The organism is Verrucomicrobium sp. BvORR106, from assembly GCF_000739655.1.
Classification (GTDB): domain Bacteria; phylum Verrucomicrobiota; class Verrucomicrobiia; order Verrucomicrobiales; family Verrucomicrobiaceae; genus Verrucomicrobium.
Genome location: NZ_BATR01000124.1, coordinates 34,744 through 57,769 on the forward strand (window position 1 = coordinate 34,744; position 23,026 = coordinate 57,769).

Genomic DNA, 23,026 nt, shown 5'->3' on the forward strand with positions numbered 1-23,026 from the left:
ATGATCCCAACCCTCGATTTGCCCCCATCCGGATTGCCCACGCGACGGCAGTTCCTCAACCGCTTCGGCATGGGATTGGGTGGCATCGCCCTGGCAGAGATGTTGGCGACCCAACAAGGTGCGGCGGCGGCATCGACAGAGACCGGCGGTGTGCTGGGGGCGCCTCATCTGGCCCCGAAGGCCAAGAGGATCATCTACCTCTTCATGTCCGGTGGGCCGTCGCAGCTCGATCTTCTCGACTACAAGCCGCTGCTCAATCAAAGGCACGGTGAACAGCTGCCGGACTCGGTACGCGGGGGACAGCGGTTGACCGGCATGTCAGGGAATCAGTCTTCCATTCCCCTGGTGGGGTCGCCGTTCAAGTTCCAGCAGTCTGGCCCCGCCGGCACCTGGATGAGCGAGCTCCTCCCGCACACGGCTAGCATCGCGGGTGACATCTGCGTGGTTCGATCCCTTTACACGGAGGCGATCAACCACGGACCCGGGGTGACTTTTCTTCAGACTGGGTCTCAAATCGCAGGCCGGCCCAGCATGGGAGCCTGGCTGAGCTACGGCCTGGGGCAGGACAATGCGAATCTGCCCTCGTTTGTCGTGCTGATCACCAAGGGGAAAGGCGGGCAGCCTCTGGGGGCGCACCTTTGGGGCAGTGGGTTCCTGCCGACCAAACATCAAGGAGTGCTGTTCCGAGCGGCCGAGGATCCGGTGCTCTATCTGGGCAACCCGGCAGGGATCACGGATGCAGGCCGCAGACGCATGCTGGACCGGTTGATGGAGCTTCACGAGCATCAGCTGGAACTGACGCCTGACGTGGAGATTCAGAACCGCATCTCGCACTATGAGATGGCGTACCGGATGCAGTCCAGCATTCCTGAGGTCACCGACACATCCGATGAACCCCAGCATGTGCTGGACTCCTATGGCCCAGATGTGAAGACACCGGGCACCTTTGCGGCCAATTGCCTGCAGGCACGTCGTCTGGCCGAGAAAGGGGTGCGGTTCATCCAACTGTACCACCAGGACTGGGATCACCACGGCGGTCTTCCCGGAGCCCTGCCCAAGCTGTGCAAGGAGACCGATCAACCGGCAGCTGCGCTCGTGAAGGATCTCAAGCAACGCGGTCTGCTGGATGACACCCTCGTGGTCTGGGGCGGCGAGTTTGGCCGCACCAACTACTGCCAGGGAAAGATCCAGCCCAACTTTGGTCGCGATCACCATCCCCGCTGTTTCAGCGTCTGGATGGCAGGTGCCGGCATCAATGCTGGCACCACCTACGGCGAGACTTGCGAGTTCGGATACAACGTAGTCAAGGACGGCGTGCACATCCACGACTTCCACGCCTCACTCCTGCATCTGCTCGGCATCGATCACGAGAAGCTGACCTACAAGTTCCAAGGCCGTCGCTACCGTCTGACCGATGTTCATGGCCACTTGATAAAAGGCCTATTGGGCTAGTTTTCATCGTAAGAATCACCAGTATCGCTGAACAACTTTTGAGCTATCCCGAGATTTTTACAGAAGTCGATTTCGATTTTCTGGAGGACTTCACGACGTACTCGCAGGAATCCGCGATAGTCTCCAGCTCCATATGCCAATTGGGCTTCTTCGGAGATTGCATGGCTCCTCAACCATTCTGCGCTGGCTCCGCGAATGCCCAATCCAATGAGATCTAGCCTTATCAAGTTAGCGTCCGTCTGAGGCATGAGAAAACGATTTTCTGGCCCTGAAAACTGGTCGGACTCAACTTGGCGACGATGTACAAGTTGCACAAGTGCCTGAGGTCCGGCTCCTGCAAGTGCGGCAATGCCGTCGTGTTCGGCGCCGAGTAGATCAAGCGGGTGGAGTTCAGTAAGCCGAACTGCGAGGGCCTTGCTTCTGGCAGCTCTGAAGTCGTATCTTCGAAGAGTGAAGTCAGCATAATGTTGTTGCAGAAGAAAATCGGGGGTGCGATTCTTCGCAATTTGCCGAACATCTTGAAGTGCACTGTGGACAGCGCGGTCAGATGCGCCAAGAAAATAGGAGGTGTAAGTAGTGATCCAAAACCATTTGACGAGTTGGCTGATGACTGACTCACTAGGATTGGGGTTGAGTCGCATTGCTTCTGCCAGCAAAACGCCCTGATAGCTATAAGGAACTACGCCTGGTCCCGCTATGTTGCAGTGTCTCTTCAAAAAATTGCCAGCTCTGACGAGATTCTGAGCGGCTTCGCTGATAAGAACTGGATCACTTGATATTCTGTCGCTGGTTTGCTGGGCATCCGGCTTCGCGATGTCAAGATCCTGGCTTGCCCTAACTGTCGCTAAAATGTACTTGATGTCAAGGGTTGACCAGCCAATGTCGCCTAAGGTGTCGATAGCTTCTGCGAGGGTTTTTCGGAGATCGAAGTCTGTATTGTAGCTCAGCGCAACTACCATGTCTGCATCGCTCATCCGTGTGCCACCACTGTTGACACGTTGGAATGCGACTGTGGCACTTCTTAGGTCGTTCGTAACAATAGGAACCACGGGTATTTTGTAGCTCCTCATTGCCAGTGCTAGTTTGTCAATTGCGTCGATATCATCATCGGTGGCACCGTTTGAAATGAGCATTCGCTGATGCTTTAGGAGTGCGACGCTATCTAAGAGAATGTTGGTTGGAACAAGGTGAATTGCGCGACTCCCTTTGGTGTTTACTACAAATGATTGATCCCGCAGGTCGAAATGAATATCCCATGACAAATCGCTACTCTCCGAATCTGATTCTACGGTGAGAGTCCTTCGAGAACACAGTGCTCCGAATAGCGTGGTGAGTCTTTGGTGTCCATCAAGGAGATACTGCCACGGGGGTCCTTCTATTTTAGTGGTTGGCACAGCGACTCCCGCAACACTGGGCATAGTTTCAAGCATGTGCTCAGTAGTTCTCCATACTAATACACTGCCGATTGGAAGACCTTCCCGGACGCTTTGAAGTAAGGTGAGGCGTTGCTGTGTTGTCCAAACAAATGGGCGTTGGAATCTAGGGATTAGAATAGTTCCACGCTGGAGTTCATCAATTAATTGCTGAAGACTCTGAACTTGCGGGTCAGAGTAGAATGTAGGGAGCGTCATAGCATTGAAGTCAAAATGTTCATCATCGAAGATATTTCTGACGCACAGTCTTCGTCGGCGAACCAAGTCTCGTCCCAATATGATTCTTGCCGAAAGAGGTCGACTATGCCTCGCCCGAATCCATTCCGTAGTTGATTTGTACGCGTGCTATCCAATCCCGAAAACGTGTTTGCTTCTGGGTCATCGGTGCGACGTGCATCAGAGTGAAGTCCGCCCTTGAAGTTGTAAAAATGCCGTTGTTCTTCGTTCAGACTCAAGAATGCAGCAACGAGTTCCGCCTTTTTTTCCTTATTTGCCCATATTCCCAGTAGCTCCCGAGGCATGTAATTCTCAATCATTCTCCTCTCTAGTCGATGAAAAAGTATGTGGGGTTGGCACGCTTCGGATACCAATGTTGATGACTGGCTGGGTCGCGCACGTCGAAGGCCATCATGGTCGAATACAACGTATGTGCGAAGTTGTTCGATTGCACGTTCGCGCATGTCGCGAAGACTGTTGAGCATTTCCCCCAATCCTCCGCAGTGATCGAATATGAGCCATCCCTGACTTTCGAAATTAACAATCTTCTCACGCATCCAGGGTTTTGCAAAGGATAGTAAAAATGCGCGGTCATTGCGTCGATTTTCGACCAAAATACGAAATGGGCGGGCGAGGAAGGTTAGTACGTCACTAACCTTGACAAGAGGCGTGCTGAGGCTCCAAAGCGAGACTTGGCCAAATACCGCTGAAATTTGTACACTAGAAGGCCGGAGAGCCTCATCCTCTAGGCTTGAGGCAAGAGTAAGTTGACACTCTTCCTTCAATATTGGATTCAATGTAGTTAGCCATTTGGTAACCGGATGGTCCTTATCTGATTCGTCCTCTGTGTCGTAAAGCGGTGACGTCAAGACTCGGCAACGTCCTCGAAAGGCGTATCCAAACAAAGCGACGAGGTCGAGCTGAGTTGATGGGGATGTGAGGGCTGACTGATCAACGGTTACCAGCATTGATGCGCTCCTTTTGTTTGGCTAGTAGTTTTTTTGCTTGTGCTGTGTCCTCCGAAAAAACCCCATGCGGAAAGCTCTGGCCATCTTTCGGTCTGCCAAATGCATCAAATTCTATGCGTTCGATGAGACTTTGTCCTGATGGATTGCTGTAGACCCAATATACTATGACATTTTTTGGATCTAGTAGCTCCGCGGCGATTTGATATTGTAGTTCCAGTAGGACGATTTCCGAGTGAGTTTCGAGGACGATTTGAGGAGGGCTGGGGGAGGTTGCAATTGAGCAAAAACGCTCAGCCAATGCCGCATGAAATCGCGGGTGAAGATGCGATTCTGGCTCCTCGATCGATAGAATGCGTGGAGAATTGCGGTGGGCGATTTTGGCCATCTCGGCCGCTACCAGTACTGGTAGAACCTGCGCTAAACCTTCACCAGCATCGATTAGGGGGACTCGAACGGGGTTTGAGTTTAGAGTTTCGAGGACAAGCTGAAAGTGTTCACCCACCGGAACTGTTAGCAGACGTCGATTGGTGTGTGCCTCGAACCACTGCGACACATTTGATAACACTTCTTTGTCATAGGCTAGCACTTCTGCAGCAGCCTGTCCCTCTGGACCTAGAAATCTCGGGCGCGAACCAGAAAAGGTAGTTAACCTTTCAGGACGAACTCGGACGGATGAGATCCACTGAACCAGCGTCTGGGTGCTAAGCAATTCGGATCGCAGGTTGCTTAACAGATCGTCGACTTCATTGAAGGAGGTCGAGTTTGCCGCGGGAAGAAGGCCCTCGAATTCTAGATCAAGCGCTCCACAAGGTTTACCTCTCAGCGTAACTTGGTGCAGCTTCCACGCTTCGATATTATCAGATCCAAGATCAATGACGGCATCTAAGATTTGGGCGTCGTCGTCATTAATTTGAAATTGCTCAACGATATGGCGGTTGTCCTCTGCAAGCTCCAACAAGGTCCAGTTAGCCCTAAAGCTTCTCTGAACACTGTTAACATAGCCACCAAAAGCCATGGAAAATTTTAGGCGATTTGAAGTCCTAAGCGGCGGCCTAGTTAAGATGTCGCTGAAACTGGCTCCCCTTGCCGCTGGGGATGCTAGATCTAAAGGAGCGTCGGGGTGTCGAATAGAAGACGCCAGAAGCGGTAGCGCTCTCAACAAGGCGCTTTTCCCCGCGTTGTTGAGACCAAAGAAAAGCGTCAGCGGCTTGAGCTCAATCGTGGTGGGGGCGACAAAAGATCGATAATTTTCCAAGGTTACGGCAGTCCACATCAGACGCGATTTATAGCCCAAATCTGCCGGGTGTCTCCAAATATGCTTGAAATTGGAGCGTCAGTTCTTGTGCTGACATCAATGTGTCGAATCCGGCTTAGTCCACCCCTTCATCCCCCTGCGACAAGTCCTCCTTCCGATGGAGTGGGGTGGGATCGGAGTTGTCCACTTTGGCAAGCTGGTCGTTCTCCTGTGCTACTTCGCTCTTTTTGAGTTTCTTGTGCTTGCCTTCGGCATCGCTGTTCACGAAGCCCTGTGAGGAGGGTGGGGTGATTTTCATGGCAGTAGAGGTGGTTGAAGGGAGATCGCCCCTCGGCTGGGCTGCGGCGGTAGGGGGCGTGAGAGGCTCCCATGGGGATGAACCTAAAAATGGCACGGGTGGTGCTTCTTTAGGGAAGGCTAGACCTCCGGACAAGATGCCCAAACCGTCTCAACCTCAACTGACTGCCAAGGCCTCTGCGCTGGCCGTGCTCAGTCTGGGGCTGGCGCTGACCGTCTGGGTCAGTGGATTGCTCTGGAAAGGAAAACAGCGTTCCTGGGAAGAGGAAGTACGTCGTCTGGGCCAGGATCGGGCCGAGCTGCTCCGGGGCCAGGTACTACGGTCCATGGAGGTGCTGCACGCCATGGTGGCGCTGTATGTGGCGCGCGGTGGAGAGGTGACCCGCACCGAGTTCCGGGACTTTGTGAATGAAGCGCTGGCCCGGCAGCCAGAACTACAGGCCCTGGCGTGGGATCCCCGGGTAGCCGGCAGTGAGCGCGATGCGTGGGAGGCCCGGGCCCGCCAGGAGGGATTCCCGAACTTTCACTTCACGGAGGAGAAGTCCGAGGGGCACATGGCTCCCGCCCGGGTTCGCGAGGAGTACTTTCCTGTATTCTATCTGGAGAGCTTGCAGCGCAACGCCCAGGCACTGGGCTTTGATGTGGGATCCGAGCCCACCCGCCGGTCCGCTTTGGAACAGGCAAGGGACACGGGGCGGGCGACTGCGACAGCTCCCATCCGCCTCGCGCAGGAGACGGGGTCGCAGCGGGGGTTCCTGGTTTTTGAGCCCCTCTATCGCGGGCAGGCGGCTACAGAGGAAGAGCGCCGCTTGAAGCTCCAGGGCTTTGCCACCGCCGTGTTCCGGATTGGCGACATGGTGGAGATGTCCCTGCGACATGCCAGCAAGCGGGAGATCCTCCTGACGGTGAGGGACCTCACTGACGGCCAGTTGATCCACCGGCAGGAAGGGACACGGCTGAAAGGGGCTCCGGTTTGGGAAACTACCCTCGATGTGGCCGGGCGTCGTTGGGCGCTCCTCTTCGAGCCTGCTCCGGGCTTCTCCCGATTTCGCACCGATGGCATGCCCTGGGTGGCATTCGGGGCGGGCAGTCTGATCTCCGTCTTGCTGGCCGGGCATCTGTGGTCACTGGCCCGGCGGGCCGCAGAGATTCGCGAGTCGAACGCGATCCTGCTCAACGAGGTGGCAATCCGGAAGGCGGCCGAGGCGGCGGCGGACGCGGCCAATCAGGCTAAATCCGAGTTCCTGGCCAACATGAGCCACGAGATTCGCACGCCTATGAACGCGATTCTGGGCTACTCCCAGATCCTCGCACGTGAGCCGACCTTGCACCCCTTCCATCGCGACGCAGTGGCCACCATCCAGCACAGCGGCGACCACCTGCTGCACCTGATCAACGAGATTCTGGATCTCTCCAAGATCGACGCGGGAAGGATGGAACTCTCGCTCTCCGAGTTTGATCTCACCGCCACGCTCCGGGATCTGGAGGGCATGTTCCAGCAGCGGTGCGAGGAGAAACAACTGGGATTGCGCCTGGAGCTTCCCGGTGTGGATCACTCCTTCATGGTGAGAGGGGATGAGGGCAAGCTGCGCCAGGTCCTGATCAATCTGCTGGCCAATGCGGTCAAGTTCACCAGTCGTGGACGCGTGACCCTGCGTGCCCTGCCGGGCGATGCGGATGTGTGGAGGTTTGAGGTGGAGGATACCGGGACGGGCATCAGCGAGGAGCTGCTGGAACGGATCTTTGAGCCGTTCCAGCAGGGAGGCGTGACCACCGTTCCCGGCGGCACGGGATTGGGACTCGCCATTGCCAGAAAGCAGATGGAGATCATGGGCGGCAGCCTTACCGTTCGTTCAGAAGTGGGGAGGGGATCCTGTTTCAGTGCCACGCTGGCCTTGCCCCAGACGGCGGCGGCAAGGTCTGGCAATGGTCGGCACACGACACCGAGAGTGCTGCATCTGGCCGCAGGCTACAAGGTGCGGGCCCTGGTGGTGGATGACATTGCCGAGAATCGCGAAGTCTTGGCCACGCTCCTGACACTGGTGGGCTGCGAGGTGGTCTTGGCTGAAAACGGACGTCAAGCTATCGAAGTCGTGCGGGTATCCAGGCCGCAGATCGTGTTCATGGACATGCGCATGCCCGAGCTCGATGGCATCGAAGCCACCCGTCGACTGGTCGAGGAGTTCGGCAGTATGGGGCTCAAGATTGTGGCGACCTCCGCCTCCGCCCTGGCTCATGAGCGGGAGGCCTATCTCAAGACCGGGTGCGATGACTTCGTGGCCAAGCCATTCCGTGCGGAGCGCATCTACGGATGCATGGAGACTCTGCTGGAGGTGAAGTTCGAATACGAACCTCTGCCCGATGGCCATGCCAGCGGGGAGGAGTCTGTTGATCTTCGCCAAGTGAGTCTGCCGGAAGAACTGGCGACCCGTCTCACGATGGCCGCAGAGCTGCACAGCGCTACGGTGTTAAAGGGATGTCTCGTGGAAATGGAGCAACTAGGTCCGGCCGGGGAACGTCTGGCGCAGCACCTCCGCGAATTCTTGGCCAGCTATGACATGAAGACCATCCAACGCATCGTGGCGCAGATCCCCGTCACCTGACCGACCTCACCTGCATGATCCGTCAACGCATCCTCATCGCCGACGACACCCCGGCCAGCCTCAGTCTCATCAGCAATGTCCTCGAACCGCGGGGGTATGAGATCCTGGCCGTCTCGAACGGCAGGGACGCCCTGCAACTCGCGCCCAAGGCCAAGCCGGATCTCATCTTGCTGGATGTGATGATGCCGGGTCAGGACGGATTCATGGTCTGTCGCGAGCTGAAGGCGGCCGACGAGACCCGCAACATTCCTGTCATCTTTGTCACCAGCCGCAATGAGATCGAGAGCGTGGTGCGCGGGTTTCAAGTGGGGGCGGTGGATTACATTTACAAGCCCTTCCAGGCGCAGGAGGTGGTCACCCGTGTGGCCACCCATCTGAAGCTCAGCCTGCTCACGCGGGAACTGCAGCAGCGCAATGACGAGCTGGAGCAGGAGATCCTGAAACGCCGGGAGGCGGAGCAGGCGCGGGACAAGGCCGCACAGCGCCTCTCCAGTCTGGCAACCCGGGAAGCCCAGCGCTGGGGGCTGGGCGGTTTCGTCGGGGAAAGCCCGCATCTGCGGCGCATCTTGGATGACATCAACCGCCTCCAGCAGTTCGGCAAAACCAGTGTGCTGATCACCGGCGAGAGCGGCACAGGGAAGGAACTTGTAGCCCGCGCCGTGCATCATCATAGCCCTCGTGCCGAGGGGCCCTTCGTCGCGGTGAACTGCGTGGCAGTACCGGGCGAACTGGCGGAGTCGCTTTTCTTCGGCCACTTGAAAGGCAGCTTCACGGGAGCCACGAATGATAGGAAAGGGTACTTCGAGCTCGCTGACGGAGGGACCTTATTCCTGGATGAAATCGGCGATATGCCCGCCGCTCTCCAGGCCAAGCTTCTGAGGGTGCTGGAGGACGGTGAGGTGACGCCGGTGGGTGGGACCAAGCCGCGCAAGGTGGACGTGCGCGTGGTGAGCGCCACCAATGCGAACCTCCAGGACAAGATTGCCTCTGGTGACTTCCGTCAGGATTTGTATTTCCGTCTCGCCCGCTATTCAGTACACACGCCGCCGCTCCGCGAGCGATCCGAGGACCTGTCATTGCTGTCGTCGCACTTCCTAAGCCTGTTTGCCGGGGAAATGGGCATGACCGCACCCACGCTCAGCCGGGAGGCTCTTGCGGTTTTGGGAAATTACGCCTTTCCAGGAAATGTGCGCGAGTTGAAGAACGTCATCGAGCGCGCGCTCATCCTGAGTGGTGGCGAGACGATCAAGAAGGACCACCTGCAATTGCTTGAGCCGGCTGGTGATCGCCCTTCAACTTCCCGACCAACCTCAACAGCCTCCATCTCAGCTTCGGAGGGGATCCCGTTCAACCTCGAGGAGGCTGAACAGGTCTTGATTCAAAGGGCGCTGGAGCAGACGGGTGGCAATGTTGCCGAAGCGGCCCGATTGCTGGACGTGAATCGCAGCCGCATCTACCGCCGATTCCCGCACCTGGCCAAGGGGTAAGGCTACTGGGCTTGCTGATACAGGGCGTTGATTTCGGCCTGAACAGCGGGGTCAAACTTGTCGATGGGAACCTCGAACACGACCCCGTCAGCAGCGCGTTTGAAGCGGGCTGTCGTGGCGTTGGCAAAGCCTTCCAGGCTGGCGCTCAATAGACGGCCATCCGCGCTTTTCCAGTCCTTGACTGGGGTGGGGAGGGCTGCTGCTGGTGCGGGAGCAGGGGAAGGAGTTGGAGTTGGAGTTGGCGCGGCAGCGGCAACTGCGGGGGCCGGTGCCGGTGAAGGTGCTTCGACAGGAGCCATCTCTGTCGAAGCCACAGGTGGGGTGCTGGCGGGTGTGACGGAAGCTGGAGTCTTGTCGGCGGGGGGCGAAGATTCAGGGCGCTTGGTCAGGGTTTCGTCCACCTTGGGCTCTTTGGCTTCAAAATAAGTGAACAGGGCATCCTTGGAATTGGTACCTGTGTGAACCTGCGGCGTTGCGTTTTCATCGGCTGTCGCAGGCCCCGTGAGCACTCGATCATAAAGGGCGATGCCTCGGAGCCCCACAGCTACCTTTGCAGGTTTGTCAGGCAGTGCTGCCACACAATGCTGCGCTACACCCCACGCGGCTTCACCCATGAACTCTTTGGCTTCGTCCGTGTACTTGCGCAGTTCTGGCACATGCACGAGAAACGCACAGGTGTCCTCTGCAAGGTGGCAGAAGGTGATGAACTCTCAGCCAGACAGTGAGATCGAGCGTTTTTTGGAAGGCTCGATGCCCACATCACGCAGGGTCTTGAGTTTGGAGGAGAACTCGGCAGCCAGCTTCTCTGCCTCGGGTGAGTTGCCATGGGCTACGCCATTGTTGTTTGTCGCAATCTTGCGGTTGGCCGCGTCAAAAAGCGTCTCTTCAGCGCTCTTGGGGCCTCCTAGTTGGAATCCATCCTTCGGCGAGATGAGCGCGATCGCTGACAGGAAAGCCGCGCCGATCATGCCGAGGACGGACCAGCCAAAACCTGGGATGAAAAAGAACGTGTGTCGTTTGCGATAGATGGTAGGGCGTCCGGTGGCGGGGTCGAGATAGGTGTTGTCCACCGGCTTGCCGATCGTCTTGGCGTAGAGCAGCACACACAAGGCTGATACCCACGCCCCCCCGGCCATGGCCCAGGACGGTGAGAGTTTCAGGAGGCCCACAGGTATGGCCGAGACGAACGTGCCCAGAAACAGGCCAATAACTGCGATGATGGGGATGAGAATACCGTGACCTTTAAAGATGATCATGGGAGGAGGAGGGGGACGAGGAGTTGATCAGCGCAGAGGTCCTTCAAGGAAGGCTGACGCTGTCACATGCATACCCGGACTTGCCCTGAGGTAGCAAGCAGCAATTTAGTCGAACCATTCAGGAAATGGCTCTAGATGATTTTTCTTCAGCTGAGGCAAATGATTGCGTCTATCAGCTATCCTTCACTTCATCGAGCCAGCACTCCGGGAAGGAGCACCCCCGTGCCGTCGTTTTCCGCCGGTTCAATCCCGAGGGTGGCGCAGATGAGGGAGTAAACCTCGGTGTTGGCAAATTCCGGGACCGAGGCAATGCGCCGGTAGGCTGGGCCCCAAGCGATGAACGTAGCCCCCATAGAGGGTAGCTCTGGCGGAAAGCCATGCGTAGCTTTGAGAAAGGTGCGGCGTTCCTCATCGGTCCGGACGGGCTTTCGCACGATGCTCCAGCCCTCGTCCGCGACCAGAATGACGGGAGCGATCCGGCGGTGGTCCTTGAAGTGCCACTGCTCTGGGACTTCACTGGCCAGATAGGCCTTATACCGGGCACCAGGTTGGGTGAGCTTTGCCACCAGAGCTTCCGGGGTCTCACCCTTGGGGCGCAGTCCCGACACCGCACCTGTGGAATCCACTTCGGTGGTCTTGAGGTCGATCAAGTCCGCGAGATTGATGATCCGGTCAGGACTGACCTCGGTCATCCCATGATCGGCCGCGCAGATGAGATGCACCCGGTCTTCAAGCCCAAGTTGCTTGATGCCAGCCATCAGCTGGCCCAGGGACTGATCCACCACCTTCACGGCTTCCGCTGTTTCCAGGGCATCCGGACCGTACTTGTGACCTGCCGAGTCGGCTTCATGGAAATAAAGTGTGACCAGACGAGGCCGCTCGGCTTCCGGACGCCCCAGCCATTCCAGCACGGTTGCCACTCGCTTTTCCGCGGAGACGCTTCCGTCGTAGTCCCGCCAATCATGAGGACGACGCCCCTGAATCTCGGCCTCAGAGCCTGGCCAAAACATGCAGGCGGATCGGATGCCTTGTCTCTCTGCCGTGATCCAGACCGGCTCGCCTCCCCACCAGCGCCCCTCCTTGACCGCCGGGCTGCCCAGGGAAAACTTGGCATCGAACTCGGGATCGTACATGCTATTCCCCACGATGCCATGGCGGGCGGGCCGCAGCCCCGTGACCAACGTGTAGAGGTTGGGGAAGGTGAGTGAAGGGAAGCTGGGAATCATCCGGGAGGTGGTCACGCCCTCAGCAGCCAGCTTGGAGAGAGCAGGGGGCTGAAACTTCAGCAGATAGTCGGAACGAAACCCATCGAGCCCGACCACGATGACGATGCGGTTATTCGCCGATTTTGGCAGCAGTCCCCAGGCGTAGATCCCGAGCGCAGCGAGCGCGGTGGTGGCCAGGAGGAAGAGTAGAACGCGTCGGGGTGACATCGGCTGGTTGAAGGGGGATTCGGTGAAAAACCACAAGATAACCCCTCCACCAGACACTTCAAATGGCAGAGCGAAACGGCGGTGTCACCTGAACAGGGGTGGTCATTGCCAGCTGAGGAGATTGTCCTTCCAAGTGGTCGGGTCCCCGTCTTTTCCGCCAGACCAAATGATGACGCCACTGCTGAGCGTGTTTGGCTGTTTCTCGTCTTTTGAGTGCGGATCGATGATCTCGCCATCGCCATCATAGTCGATGCAAATGCGGTAGGGCTGTCCGTAAAAGTCTACCAGGCTTGGCGCGCCAGCACTGTCCAGGAGATAACCGCCCTTTCCATCTCTTGCGGCGATAGGATCGTAGAAGAGCACTTTCCTCGGATTGTGCTCGTCGTCGTCCGCCATGAGTACCTTAAGGAGCTTTCCTTCACTGAGCATGACTGACTCTTTTTCCTCCGTAGTCGCCAACGGATATCGATTGTACTCGATCTGGTAGCCCTTGATGGCAATCTCAAGGCCTTTCATGGTCGCTTTGTCAGGCGGGGTTCGATTCGAACGCCAGACGAAGGAAGACTGTTTCTGAATCGCAAAAGCTAGGCCCACAGCCAAGACCGCGCCGACGATTGACCACTCCAAGGCATGGGATTTTTTCACTTGGAGCGGACTTGGTGATCCTCCAGGTGTTGGCCGGTGCCCTTTGTCCAAATCGTGAACCTTTGGATTGTCCATCACCAGCTCACCAGGTTGTCAGCCCAAGTGGTCGGATTTTGATCGGGGCCTGCGGAGTAAACCAGGACTCGGGCGCGAATCAGCTTTTGTCGTTGATCGCGAGGGTCGGGATTGGGGGTCATACCGTCTCCGTCGAGGTCCATGATCAGGAAGAAGGTGGTCCCGTTGGAGTCCACCGTCCTTATTGTCGCAGCGTTGCTCTGGTCCAGGCCGGCCTTGCCGGTCTTGGCTTGGGGCGGGGCATAAAACTGGATCTTGCGAGGGTTAAGGGGACTGTCTCCCCCAATGATGGCGGTCACCATTTCTCCCTCGGCCGGTATGGATACGGCCTCGATCAATGTGTCGGGATTGGAGATGGGGAAATGGCCGTATTCCTTAAAATAGCTCTCTAGCGCATGGCCGAGTGATTTCATCGCGGCCTGCTCCTGAATGGCGGACCCACTTGCCAAGAAGGTGGCGGCGACGATGGCGAGGACGAGAATGGTCAGGACGCTGCCCGCCGCCATCCACAGAACCGGCCGCACAATGCGAAGCCTGCTAATCTTGGACGGACGGTCTGGCTTCAGCGTCTCGTCCGCTAGCGTATCAGGAAGATCCATGTCAAAAATTGCACCACGGAATGTTGTCGGCGTCAATGCGTTCCAGAGCGTCACCTCACCAGCTGGTCAGGTTGTCCTTCCAAGACTTGGCATTCCCATCTGCCCCCAGGCTGTAGATGAGCAGCGTGGCGGAGAGAAACTTCTTGTCAGAGGGGGCAGCAGGGTCAGGATTGGGGATTTTACCATCGCCATCCAGATCAAACAGCACCTGAAACGGGCGTCCATACTGGTCTGTCAGTCGGACCTGCCCTCTGGAGTCAGTGTAGAGGCCTCCTCGCTGCGTCGGCGCCGAAGGAAGGGTCAGGTACACGGTGCCACGGAGGTTCAGTTCACCGGTCTGCCCCGTCAGTGCCCCCAGCCACATTCCCTGCGTAGGGTGCGCCTGGGTCTCGTCCTTCCAGGTGGGTTCCACCGGCAGCTGGAACTGCTCCAGTCGATAGGCGTTGATCGCCAAGTCCAGGGCCTTCATGGAGGACCGATCGATCGGGGCCTCCAGCTGCTTCGCCAGCATCGTCCGGGAGACGGGGGGGACCACCACCTTCGCCAACACAACGACGATGGTGATAAGCAGCAGCCACTTCATGGTGCCCAGAGAGGCCCGCCGGGTGCCCTGAGGACGGCGACTGGGGATGCTGCGTCTGGGAGACCGCGACATGCTCCTGGGCTACTCGTCTTCCAAGGCCATCTCCACGCGCAGGGCACGTGCCATCTGCAACGGATTCTCCGCTCTCATGAGCGTCTCACCCACCAGGAGCGCATTGGCACCGGCGATGGCCAGACGGGCTGCGTCCTCCACACTCTTGATACCGCTTTCGCTCACCAGGATGACATCGTCCGGCACTTCTTCAGCAAGGGCTTCCGTCGTGGTGAGGTCCACCGTGAAGCTCTTCAAATTCCGGTTGTTGATCCCAAGGATGCGCACGTCGGTGGCCAGAGCCCGTTCCAACTCCGGGAGATCATGCACTTCCATCAACACGTCCAGCTGACAGCCGTGGGCCACTTCCAGGAGATGTTCCAGTGTGGGCTGATCCAGCGCGGCGACGATGAGCAGGATGGCATCCGCCCCCGCGACGACGGCCTCATGGATCTGCACCTCGTGAATGATGAAGTCCTTCCGCAGCACGGGGATGCTCACTTCCTGGCGGATCGTGGTCATGTACTCCAGCCGACCTTGGAAGTACTTTTCGTCGGTCAGGACGGAGAGGGCGTTGGCTCCGCCCTTTTCATACGTACGGGCAATCGTCAGGTAGTCGAAGTTGGGCTGAATGACTCCGGCAGAGGGACTGGCCTTCTTGACTTCGGCAATCAACCCCAGGCGTGTCGGATCGGCTCGGAGAGCATCGTAGAGGGACCGGAAATCATCGCGACCTGCGGCGGCGTGGCGCAGCTTTTCGGCCCGGGGCAGCAGGCGTTCCACTTCCTTGTGCTTGGTGGCAATGATCTCGTCGAGCTTGTTCATGAAAAGGGGACCTCTGTATGAAGAGGGGGACCGTCAACCTGCCCTGCCTGAGCCGGTCTTGCAAGCAGGAGAGTCGTGGGGATGAAGCAAAGGCAACTCAGGCAATGATTTGCACAGTTAAAACATTTTTAGCACTTTCAGCTTGAAACGATTCTGGTTCTCGCCACACTAACAGTCCGCAACGCAATTGCGGGTGTAGCTCAGTGGTAGAGCACTTCCTTGCCAAGGAAGATGTCGCGCGTTCGAATCGCGTCACCCGCTCCATTGCCCCGTCCCAGCAGACGGGGCTTTTTTGTGCCTCGATATTGGGGATTAGAGGGGGTGAAAGGAAAAATTTGCGGTCGATACAACCAGCATCCCCGGGCAGATGCGATGAGTTCAGACTGGAATGCCCCGACGTGGATCGCGCAATTAGGGTGTAGCCTTTTGTTCAACAACCCTTTGCAAAACCCCATATTGGTTCGAGCCTGAAATATTGCCTTCCAGGCATTTCCTCCACTTTATGAGCAGCAGCGTACTGGCTACAGTGATCAGCAACGGTCAGGAAGACCTTTTGAAAGAATGGGTCCAACAGCAAATACAAGCGGAGGGAATGCGGAGGGACCTGATCAAGGTCGAGGAGTTAACGGCTCAATCCCGGGAGTTTCTCCAGCGGTTTCAAGGCGCGGTGGGGTCGGGTGATTTGATCAATATCCGATCGATCGCATGGTCACCAGTGCTTGAGTCCATCAGCGACCTTTCCCGGCAACGTGGACGCATGGGCTTCACTCCAACGGAGACGGCTTTGTTTGTGCTGTCTCTCAAGGCGCCTCTGACCCGTTTGCTGAGGGAAGCTCACAAGGATGACCCGATCAAGTTCATTGACGAAATCACCGTGGTGGGCGAGTTGCTCGACAAGCTGGGGCTTTACACGATGGAGGTCTTTCTCCAGTCGAGGGAGGAAGTGATCATCCGTCAGCAGGAAGACATGCTGGAACTCTCTACGCCTGTGGTAAAGCTCTGGGATGGCATTGTGGCGCTTCCCATCATCGGCACGCTGGACAGCGCTCGCACCAGCGTCGTGATGGAGTCCCTGCTTCAGCGCATCGTTGAGACAGGATCCGAAATCGCGATCATCGACATCACTGGGGTTCCTACTGTTGACACCCTGGTGGCCCAGCACCTTCTCAAAACCGTCGCCGCCGCCAGGCTCATGGGAGCGGACTGCATCATCAGCGGCATCCGTCCGCAGATTGCGCAGACGATGGTGCACCTTGCCATCGACCTGAGTGCCGTCACCACCAAGGCCACCCTGGCCGAGGCGTTGAAAACCGCTCTCCAACGCAATGGCATGAAAGTGGTGTCCAGTTCCGCAGTATAACACCCGCCCACTACAGACATGCAGGAACGGATCCCAATATTGCAGATGGGCATGGTATTGCTGGTCACGATTCAGGTGGACATGCACGACCGGTTGGCACTTCAACTGCAGGATGATCTCACCAACAAGATCAGTGAAAGCGGGGCCAAGGGGGTGTTGATCGACATCTCCAGTTTGGAAATGGTGGACTCCTTTATCGGTCGGGTGCTGGCGAACATCTCGTCCATGGCCAGTGTGTTGGACGCCAAGACCGTCGTGGTGGGGATGCAGCCTGCAGTGGCGATCACCCTCGTGGAGCTGGGCCTCTCGCTCAATGGCGTGATGACAGCCCTCAACGTCATGAAGGGGATGAAGCTCCTTGAGAGGGAATAAGCCACCATGCCCGTAATAAATAGCGAAGTACTACCTGTCCGGCGGGAAGGGGACATCGTGAGCGTGCGTCAGGCCGTGCGAAAGTGGGCCGTCGAGATTAAATGCTCTCTGGTGGATCAGACGAAAGTCGTGACCGCCGCGAGTGAACTCGCGCGCAACCTCCTCATCTATGGAGGAGGAGGCGAGGTGAAGCTGGAGAAACTACAGGAAGGCCTGCGTGGCGGCGTGAGGGTGACGTTCGAAGACCAAGGTCCCGGCATCCCCGACATACAACTGGCGCTTTCGGATGGCTACACTTCAGGTAGTGGCATGGGACTGGGGTTGGGTGGGGCCAAAAGATTGGTCAACGATTTCAGCATTGAATCTGAAGTGGGCAAAGGAACCCGGATCACGATTACCAAGTGGAAATGAGTCCTTCGGGAACCTATGGCACAATCCATCTACATCCCGGTCGAGGAGCAACATCAGGAAGGGGAAGCCAGGCGCATGGCCGCCTCTTGGGCCATGGACAGAGGGTTCAATGAGGATCAGCGATCCAAGCTTTCTCTGGTGGTCGCGGAACTTGCCAGAAACCTCGCACTGCACACGACCTCGGGCGGATTTCTTCTGCTCCGTCAGTTTGAGATCCCGTATAAAGGGGTGGAGATCCTCTGCCTGGATCGCGGGCCGGGGATGGCCAATTTTGCCATGTGCCTGCGAGACGGGTACTCGTCGGCCGGCACAAGCGGCAAGGGATTGGGGGCGGTGGTGCGCGCCTCAGAAAAGTTTGACGTTCATTCGCAACCGTCGGTTGGCACCGCGTTCATGTGCGATCTCTTCCTGGAGAATCCTCAGAAACCAGCGGGCAGCAGAACGGGGCTGGTCAATGTCGCTAAAAAGGGCGAGACGGTGTCAGGAGATGCGTACGGCTTTCATGAGCTCCCCGGTGGGAGAGCACGCATGATTGTGGCCGACGGTTTGGGCCACGGACCTTTGGCCGCAGAAGCCTCCAATCTGGCGATCAGAGTTTTTGAAGATGGCCACAACATGGACTTGGTGCCCCTGTTGGAGCGTATGAATCTGGCCCTGAAAGCGACTCGCGGTGCTGCCGTGGCGATCGCCGAGGTGAGTTTTGGCCAGGAAAAAGTTCGGTATGCGGGGGTTGGAAACATATCAGGCGCCATCGCCACCCGAGACAAATGCGCGCACCTCGTCTCGCACAATGGAACGGTGGGTGGTTCTTTTCACAAACCTCGGGAGTTCGTTTATGATTGGTCGCCCGAATCGATGCTTATCATGAATTCCGATGGGGTGAAAGGCCACTGGCATCTGGAGCGATACGCAGGGCTCCAGGAAAAGCATCCTGCGCTCGCCGCTGGAATTCTCTTCCGCGACTTCAATCGAGGCACCGATGACAGCACGGTGGCTACTCTCCGATCTTAAGATGAGTTCCGTTCCAGAGGTCTTGCAGCTCATGTCTGTCGAATTGCGGACAGAGCACGATCTTGTGCTCTGTCGCCAGCGGGCCCGACAGCTGGGATCGGCGTTGGGTTTTGACCGTCAGGCGCAGACGGCCATTGCAACTGCCATCTCCGAGATTGCGCGGAATGCTTACGACTACGCCGGGGGTGGGCGGATCGAGTTCAAAGTGCAGACGGATAGTCATGTCTCTCGCAATCCAGAACGCGCGCTTCAGAGCTTGGTTGTGGTCGTGAAAGACAAAGGCAAGGGCATCCCGAATCTGCAAAAAGTTCTGACTGGAGAAGTTGCCTCCACCACTGGTCTCGGACTCGGCATCCCTGGATCGCGGCGCCTGATGGACGAGGTGGAGTTCGACACCTCCGCTGTGGGCACCAAGGTGACGATGCGGAAGAACCTCCCGCCTTCGTTGGCCCGTCACACAGGTGTCCAGCTTCAGGCCATCGTTGACAACATCGGCTCACAGCGGGCTTCCAGCACCCTGGAGGAGATCCAATGGCAGAATCAGGAGCTCATGCGCATCATGGCCAACCTGGAAGACCAGCAGAACGCCATTAGCCGGGCGAACAAGGAGCTCGAGGAAACAAACACAGGTGTGCTGGCCCTGTATGACGAACTCGAGACGCTTCATCGCGTGGGCCTCCTCTTGGCAACCAAAGTGGAGCTCAAAGACCTCATCCAGGCCGTAGTGGATGCCACCACGGATCTGACCATGGCGGATTTCGGCCTGTTTATCCTAAAAGAGCAGGATGCCTCCGCCTGGACCCTCATCGCGAAGGCAGGGAAGCAAAGCGCCGCGCTCCACCAGTTGCCATCAAAGTTCGACGACGATCATTTCACCGGGCAGTTTGGGGAGGGTGAACTTCTCAAGGTGGAAGACGTGCAGGCGATGCCTTCAACTTTTGTAGAAAGCAATCCCCTGGTTTTGGCGCTGACGGGCTTGTTGCCCTTCAGGGCATTTTTGGCCGTACCCGTCATCGACGGGAAGGGGCAGTTTCTGGGAACTTTGGCCTTTGGCAGCGAACGGGCTGCCATTTTCACTGAACGCAGCGAGCGCATCGTCTCCAGCATCGCCGTCCAGGCCGTTGTGGCCATTGAGAAGGCCAGGCTCTTCGACAGCGTCAAAGCGGCGAGCGAGGCGAAAGACCGCTTCCTTGCGATGTTGAGCCATGAGTTGCGCACCCCGCTCAATCCCGTGCTGGCCATCGTTTCCAGCCTGCATGACGATTCGACGTTGCCAGCAGCCTACCGGGAAGATATCGCCACGGTGCTGCGCAATGTGCAGCTCGAAGCCAGGATCATTGACGATCTCCTGGACTTCCAGCGGCTGATCAACGGCAAGCTCGACCTCAGGATAGAACCGGTGAATCTTCACCACATGATTCAGAATGTTCTGGAGATCTGCCAGATGGATATCCTCCAGAACAAGCATCAGGTTAGCCTGCAACTGGATGCAACGCAGGTCACCGTGTCCGGAGATTCCGCCCGCCTTCAACAGGCGCTCTGGAACATCTTCAAGAACGCGATCAAATTCACCCCTCCAGGCGGGTCCATCTCTGTCTCCACCAGCAACAGGGAACGGAATCGTCTTGCCATAGTGATCTCCGACAGCGGGCGCGGCATTGCCGCTGAGGCGCTCCCAGGCATTTTCGATGCCTTTGAACAGGGGGGCGCAATGTGAATGCTGAATTTGGAGGGCTGGGATTGGGGCTCGCCATAACTAGGACCTTCGTGGAGAAACACGGTGGGTCTGTGGAGGCCACCAGTGGTGGTCAGGATCAAGGAGCCACTATCACCATCGAACTTCCCTGGGTGACTGTCGAGACAGCGGAATCCACCATTGAATCCGGGGGGCGACAAGTGGCTAAACTCGCCTCTCGCGCGGCATCTCTCCTTCTGGTGGATGACCATGAAGATACGCTGACGACTCTGGCGAGACTGCTCCGCAAGCGAGGCTACGACGTGAAAACGGCCTCGACGTGTGAGGCGGCTCTGACTCTGGCCTCGACGCACTCTTTCGACATCATGGTCAGCGATCTTGGCCTGCCAGACCGTTCGGGAATGGAGTTGATTCAGGAGATACGCAAGACATCCACCATCCCCGCGATTGCTCTCAGCGGCTACGGGATGGAATCAGATGTGGCTGACAGCCTCAACGCCGGGTTTACGGCTCATCTGACGAAACCTGTGCGAATCGAGATGCTGCAGCAGGCAATCGAACGGCTCCTGGTGTAGCGGCAGACGACAATTGTGAGATCCCGTGTTGAACATTTTGTTTCGACACGATGTCTCTTTGCGTCTTCAAATGACTGCTGATTCTCTTTCCACTGCATTGCTAGGTCGTGTCCTTGACCGGCTTGAGATTGATTGTCCCTCATCCCCTACGCCAGAAGCGCTGCGGGAGGTATACGCTGCCTGGTGTCGGAGTGTCCCTTTTGACAATGCATTAAAACTCACCCATGTGCGGGCTGGGAAACCGGGGCCGCTGCCGGGAGGGGAGGCAGGAGCGTTTTTTGACGGGTGGCTGCGATACGGGACCGGCGGTACCTGCTGGTCGAGTGCGGGCGCTCTGCAATCGCTTCTCCAAGCGTTGGGCTTCGACGCCATTCGCGGGGTGGCGACCATGATGGCGGCACCGGATCTGCCCCCCAACCACGGCACCGTGATTGTCACCTTGGAGGGCGCTCGCTTCCTGGTGGATTCTGCCCTGCTGCATGTGCAACCTTTGGAGCTGAAAGTAGAAGAGACGACGCAGGTTGAGCACGGCGCATGGGGTTGCCGATCGGTTTGGGAGGACGGGCGCTGGCACATCCACTGGCGGCCTGTGCATCAGCCTCAGGGGCTGGTTTGCCGACTGGAGTCTTGGGGTGCCACAGGAGACGACTATCGTGCGCGCTACGAGGGAACGCTGAGGTGGAGCCCCTTCAACTACAGCCTTTATATCCGGACCAATCGTGGGGAGGAGTCGATCGGTCTCGCTTTCGGGAGCAAGCTCACCCTGCACGCCGATGGCCGTGTTTCAGAGCAACCCATTCGGGATGTGCAGCATCGCAATCAAGTGTTGGTGGAGGATTTTGGTCTCGCAGAAGAAGTGGTGAATGATCTTCCTGAAGACCAGCCGCTGCCGCCGCCTCCCGGTTCAAGGTCAGCCCAAGAGGCAGAGAAAGAGGTCGCTTCCACGTGATCCGACGGGATGTGGAGCGGATCCGCGAGCATGGGCTCATGCTCGCGGTGCTCGCATCATTTCTTGTTGGTCTGTCATCAGACCGCCTCGCAACTGCCCTCAATGTGGGGACGCACCTCCATGGCACCTCCCGCTTTGAGGCCGGGGAATTTCGCGGCAATCTGCAAGACTTCATCGAAGCTGTCGCACTCCAGGGTGTCGAAACCTCCGAGCACTTCTTTGGTCTCGGCAAAGGGCCCGTCCGTCATGACGACCTTCCCATCTTGCAGGCGAAAGGTCCTGGCAGTGGCGCCGGGCTGGAGCGCTGAGCCTCGGGGACTTTTACCAGTTTTCACAAGTTCTTCGTGCCACTCGCCACATTCTTTGTGGATTTGATTCTGTTCGTCCTTAGACAGGGAGTAGAACTTCTTTTCGTCGAGGTAGATCAGGCAGGTGTATTGCATGGTGGTTGTGGATTGGATTCCCCCTTTGGTCGATTGTAACAGTCGCCTTTCGACGCCTCTGCTGCCTTTTTGCGATTTTTCCAGTTCCCGAAGTAGAACAGAATCTGCGGCGGGTCGGCTGATGACGGTGGGAGACATCGTGATGGCAAAATCCCGTTGCCAGTTCCACCGGATGAACGCACGGTTTCCCCATGACCCCCAACCTTCAAAGAAAAACCCAGCTGCGCTACGGAGCGATGGCGATCGCCACCTTGTTGTTTGTCACTTTAGGCCTGCAGATTTCTACAGGACTTCAGGCTGCTCCTCCGGACGATGCGGCAGCCAAGGAGCGTTTCGACAAAGCCGATGCAGAACTGAATGCGGCCTGGGCGTCGGCGAAAGGCCGGTTCAGCGCCGACCGTATGAAAGAGCTCGCGGCGGTCCAGAGAGAGTGGGTGGGATATCGGGACATCCAGGCGGATGCGGCTCAGGCCAAGGCGGGTGGCAAGGTCAAGTCGGCCGCCTGGTTTGAGAAGGCGGCGGCCCTCAGCTCGGATCGCGCCGCTTGGTTGCAACGGGCCATCAAGAACGAAGGAGAGTCAGTGACCGGGGTCTGGATCGACGGGCAGGGCGGTACCCTTGAAGTGGTGGAAAAGAACGGCCACCTCTACTTTGACCTAAACACCGTGCGGGGTCCAGGATATGACCTGGGGATGATCGCGGGCACCGCCTCTTGGAATGCACCGCTGGGCTGGTTCAGTGACAGGGGACGGGATCCTGAAAAGAAGGATGAGTCCAACCTGGCCTTCATTTACAAGGACCTTTACCTGGAGCTCATCTCTGCCAACGCGGAGCACTATCACGGCCGGAGGGCGTATCTGGATGGACGTTATTTCAAAGTGGCGTCGCTGGATCCGGAGACGCAAGAGCTCGTTTTGAAGGCAGGTCAGTCGGGCAAGTCTCAAGCCATGCCGGATTGATTCGCACTATCACGCGTTGAAATGAAAAAGCCGGCAGAGAGTGTCTGCCGACTTTTTGCAGAGGAGCAGTAG

General features: G+C 57.6%; 23 protein-coding genes and 1 tRNA gene. 12 read left to right on the top strand and 12 right to left on the bottom strand.

From position 1 onward, the window contains the following. Positions 1–1,452: a DUF1501 domain-containing protein gene (locus tag BV106_RS23170; RefSeq protein WP_038168755.1), complete on the top strand. Its 1,452-nt coding sequence runs from the start codon at positions 1–3 to the stop codon at positions 1,450–1,452. On the opposite strand, the gene BV106_RS23175 is transcribed toward BV106_RS23170, so the two are convergent. The 4 genes from BV106_RS23175 to BV106_RS23190 all read right to left on the bottom strand — a co-directional run bounded on the left by BV106_RS23175 (position 1,449) and on the right by BV106_RS23190 (position 5,622). Continuing rightward, positions 1,449–3,083, bottom strand: a complete 1,635-nt coding sequence (locus tag BV106_RS23175; RefSeq protein WP_081892148.1) for a DUF262 domain-containing protein — start codon at positions 3,081–3,083, stop codon at positions 1,449–1,451. The genes BV106_RS23170 and BV106_RS23175 overlap by 4 nt on opposite strands. Next, positions 3,080–3,970, bottom strand: coding sequence for a hypothetical protein (locus BV106_RS38825; protein WP_265595996.1), 891 nt, complete (start codon positions 3,968–3,970; stop codon positions 3,080–3,082). The genes BV106_RS23175 and BV106_RS38825 overlap by 4 nt, the downstream gene beginning before the upstream one ends. An 82-nt stretch (positions 3,971–4,052) precedes the next feature. Further along, a complete protein-coding gene (locus tag BV106_RS23185) occupies positions 4,053–5,342 on the bottom strand; it encodes an AAA family ATPase (protein ID WP_265595997.1) in 1,290 nt (429 codons plus the stop codon). A gap of 97 nt (positions 5,343–5,439) precedes the next feature. Next, on the bottom strand, positions 5,440–5,622 hold the full coding sequence (locus tag BV106_RS23190; RefSeq protein ID WP_038168764.1) for a hypothetical protein: 183 nt from the start codon (positions 5,620–5,622) through the stop codon (positions 5,440–5,442). Between the two features lie 136 nt (positions 5,623–5,758). On the opposite strand from BV106_RS23190, the gene BV106_RS36120 reads away from it, so the two are divergent. Next, on the top strand, positions 5,759–8,224 hold the full coding sequence (locus tag BV106_RS36120) for a CHASE domain-containing protein (protein ID WP_051946227.1): 2,466 nt from the start codon (positions 5,759–5,761) through the stop codon (positions 8,222–8,224). A gap of 14 nt (positions 8,225–8,238) precedes the next feature. After that, positions 8,239–9,711 carry a sigma-54 dependent transcriptional regulator gene (locus BV106_RS23200; protein WP_051946228.1) on the top strand — a complete coding sequence of 491 codons (1,473 nt, stop codon included), beginning with the start codon at positions 8,239–8,241 and terminating at the stop codon, positions 9,709–9,711. Positions 9,712–9,713: 2 nt separating this feature from the next. On the opposite strand, the gene BV106_RS36125 is transcribed toward BV106_RS23200, so the two are convergent. The 7 genes from BV106_RS36125 to trpC form a co-directional block, all read right to left on the bottom strand. Then, positions 9,714–10,373: a hypothetical protein gene (locus tag BV106_RS36125; RefSeq protein WP_051946229.1), complete on the bottom strand. Its 660-nt coding sequence runs from the start codon at positions 10,371–10,373 to the stop codon at positions 9,714–9,716. 48 nt (positions 10,374–10,421) lie between these two features. After that, positions 10,422–10,967 (bottom strand): hypothetical protein, encoded by a 546-nt coding sequence (locus tag BV106_RS23210; RefSeq protein ID WP_038168766.1) that lies wholly within the window; start codon positions 10,965–10,967, stop codon positions 10,422–10,424. Between the two features lie 188 nt (positions 10,968–11,155). Further along, positions 11,156–12,400, bottom strand: coding sequence for a nucleotide pyrophosphatase/phosphodiesterase family protein (locus BV106_RS23215; RefSeq protein ID WP_265595998.1), 1,245 nt, complete (start codon positions 12,398–12,400; stop codon positions 11,156–11,158). Between the two features lie 102 nt (positions 12,401–12,502). Beyond that, positions 12,503–13,045: a hypothetical protein gene (locus BV106_RS23220; protein WP_265595999.1), complete on the bottom strand. Its 543-nt coding sequence runs from the start codon at positions 13,043–13,045 to the stop codon at positions 12,503–12,505. Positions 13,046–13,119: 74 nt separating this feature from the next. Then, a complete protein-coding gene (locus BV106_RS23225; protein WP_038168770.1) occupies positions 13,120–13,719 on the bottom strand; it encodes a hypothetical protein in 600 nt (199 codons plus the stop codon). Between the two features lie 55 nt (positions 13,720–13,774). Further along, positions 13,775–14,374, bottom strand: coding sequence for a hypothetical protein (locus BV106_RS23230; protein WP_265596000.1), 600 nt, complete (start codon positions 14,372–14,374; stop codon positions 13,775–13,777). Between the two features lie 9 nt (positions 14,375–14,383). Beyond that, the gene (gene trpC, locus BV106_RS23235; protein WP_038168773.1) at positions 14,384–15,178 is read right to left on the bottom strand and encodes an indole-3-glycerol phosphate synthase TrpC; all 795 of its coding nucleotides are present in this window, start codon (positions 15,176–15,178) and stop codon (positions 14,384–14,386) included. A 189-nt stretch (positions 15,179–15,367) separates the two neighbouring features. On the opposite strand from trpC, the gene BV106_RS23240 reads away from it, so the two are divergent. The 8 genes from BV106_RS23240 (at position 15,368) to BV106_RS23270 (ending at position 21,552) form a co-directional block, all read left to right on the top strand. Beyond that, positions 15,368–15,442, top strand: a tRNA-Gly gene (locus tag BV106_RS23240). Between the two features lie 238 nt (positions 15,443–15,680). Then, entirely contained in the window at positions 15,681–16,538 is an 858-nt protein-coding gene (locus tag BV106_RS23245) for an STAS domain-containing protein (protein WP_038168774.1), read from the top strand. An 18-nt stretch (positions 16,539–16,556) separates the two neighbouring features. Next, a complete protein-coding gene (locus tag BV106_RS23250) occupies positions 16,557–16,910 on the top strand; it encodes an STAS domain-containing protein (protein WP_038168775.1) in 354 nt (117 codons plus the stop codon). Positions 16,911–16,916: 6 nt separating this feature from the next. Next, entirely contained in the window at positions 16,917–17,321 is a 405-nt protein-coding gene (locus tag BV106_RS23255) for an anti-sigma regulatory factor (protein ID WP_038168777.1), read from the top strand. Positions 17,322–17,336: 15 nt separating this feature from the next. Then, positions 17,337–18,332 carry a SpoIIE family protein phosphatase gene (locus tag BV106_RS23260; protein WP_038168778.1) on the top strand — a complete coding sequence of 332 codons (996 nt, stop codon included), beginning with the start codon at positions 17,337–17,339 and terminating at the stop codon, positions 18,330–18,332. Between the two features lies 1 nt (position 18,333). Further along, positions 18,334–20,049 carry an ATP-binding protein gene (locus tag BV106_RS36130; protein ID WP_051946231.1) on the top strand — a complete coding sequence of 572 codons (1,716 nt, stop codon included), beginning with the start codon at positions 18,334–18,336 and terminating at the stop codon, positions 20,047–20,049. Continuing rightward, entirely contained in the window at positions 20,046–20,603 is a 558-nt protein-coding gene (locus tag BV106_RS36135; RefSeq protein ID WP_051946232.1) for a response regulator, read from the top strand. The genes BV106_RS36130 and BV106_RS36135 overlap by 4 nt, the downstream gene beginning before the upstream one ends. A gap of 70 nt (positions 20,604–20,673) precedes the next feature. Further along, positions 20,674–21,552 carry an arylamine N-acetyltransferase gene (locus BV106_RS23270; protein ID WP_081892156.1) on the top strand — a complete coding sequence of 293 codons (879 nt, stop codon included), beginning with the start codon at positions 20,674–20,676 and terminating at the stop codon, positions 21,550–21,552. 77 nt (positions 21,553–21,629) lie between these two features. On the opposite strand, the gene BV106_RS23275 is transcribed toward BV106_RS23270, so the two are convergent. Further along, positions 21,630–22,133: a YciI family protein gene (locus BV106_RS23275; protein ID WP_081892158.1), complete on the bottom strand. Its 504-nt coding sequence runs from the start codon at positions 22,131–22,133 to the stop codon at positions 21,630–21,632. A gap of 53 nt (positions 22,134–22,186) precedes the next feature. Between BV106_RS23275 and BV106_RS23280 the strand changes: the two genes are divergently transcribed. Then, positions 22,187–22,954: a lysozyme inhibitor LprI family protein gene (locus tag BV106_RS23280; RefSeq protein ID WP_038168781.1), complete on the top strand. Its 768-nt coding sequence runs from the start codon at positions 22,187–22,189 to the stop codon at positions 22,952–22,954. The last annotated feature ends 72 nt before the right edge of the window (positions 22,955–23,026 follow it).

Bases quoted from the DNA above. Each gene is read 5' to 3' on its own strand.
- BV106_RS23185 (WP_265595997.1), bottom strand. From the start codon at position 5,342: ATGTGGACTGCCGTAACCTTGGAAAATTATCGATCTTTTGTCGCCCCC.
- BV106_RS23270 (WP_081892156.1), top strand. From the start codon at position 20,674: ATGACTGCTGATTCTCTTTCCACTGCATTGCTAGGTCGTGTCCTTGAC.
- BV106_RS23230 (WP_265596000.1), bottom strand. From the start codon at position 14,374: ATGTCGCGGTCTCCCAGACGCAGCATCCCCAGTCGCCGTCCTCAGGGC.
- BV106_RS23275 (WP_081892158.1), bottom strand. From the start codon at position 22,133: ATGTCTCCCACCGTCATCAGCCGACCCGCCGCAGATTCTGTTCTACTT.
- BV106_RS23170 (WP_038168755.1), top strand. From the start codon at position 1: ATGATCCCAACCCTCGATTTGCCCCCATCCGGATTGCCCACGCGACGG.
- BV106_RS23210 (WP_038168766.1), bottom strand. From the start codon at position 10,967: ATGATCATCTTTAAAGGTCACGGTATTCTCATCCCCATCATCGCAGTT.
- trpC (WP_038168773.1), bottom strand. From the start codon at position 15,178: ATGAACAAGCTCGACGAGATCATTGCCACCAAGCACAAGGAAGTGGAA.
- BV106_RS23190 (WP_038168764.1), bottom strand. From the start codon at position 5,622: ATGAAAATCACCCCACCCTCCTCACAGGGCTTCGTGAACAGCGATGCC.
- BV106_RS23260 (WP_038168778.1), top strand. From the start codon at position 17,337: ATGGCACAATCCATCTACATCCCGGTCGAGGAGCAACATCAGGAAGGG.
- BV106_RS36120 (WP_051946227.1), top strand. From the start codon at position 5,759: ATGCCCAAACCGTCTCAACCTCAACTGACTGCCAAGGCCTCTGCGCTG.
- BV106_RS23175 (WP_081892148.1), bottom strand. From the start codon at position 3,083: ATGACGCTCCCTACATTCTACTCTGACCCGCAAGTTCAGAGTCTTCAG.
- BV106_RS23280 (WP_038168781.1), top strand. From the start codon at position 22,187: ATGACCCCCAACCTTCAAAGAAAAACCCAGCTGCGCTACGGAGCGATG.
- BV106_RS23245 (WP_038168774.1), top strand. From the start codon at position 15,681: ATGAGCAGCAGCGTACTGGCTACAGTGATCAGCAACGGTCAGGAAGAC.
- BV106_RS23215 (WP_265595998.1), bottom strand. From the start codon at position 12,400: ATGTCACCCCGACGCGTTCTACTCTTCCTCCTGGCCACCACCGCGCTC.
- BV106_RS23200 (WP_051946228.1), top strand. From the start codon at position 8,239: ATGATCCGTCAACGCATCCTCATCGCCGACGACACCCCGGCCAGCCTC.
- BV106_RS23255 (WP_038168777.1), top strand. From the start codon at position 16,917: ATGCCCGTAATAAATAGCGAAGTACTACCTGTCCGGCGGGAAGGGGAC.
- BV106_RS23225 (WP_038168770.1), bottom strand. From the start codon at position 13,719: ATGGATCTTCCTGATACGCTAGCGGACGAGACGCTGAAGCCAGACCGT.
- BV106_RS36130 (WP_051946231.1), top strand. From the start codon at position 18,334: ATGAGTTCCGTTCCAGAGGTCTTGCAGCTCATGTCTGTCGAATTGCGG.
- BV106_RS23250 (WP_038168775.1), top strand. From the start codon at position 16,557: ATGCAGGAACGGATCCCAATATTGCAGATGGGCATGGTATTGCTGGTC.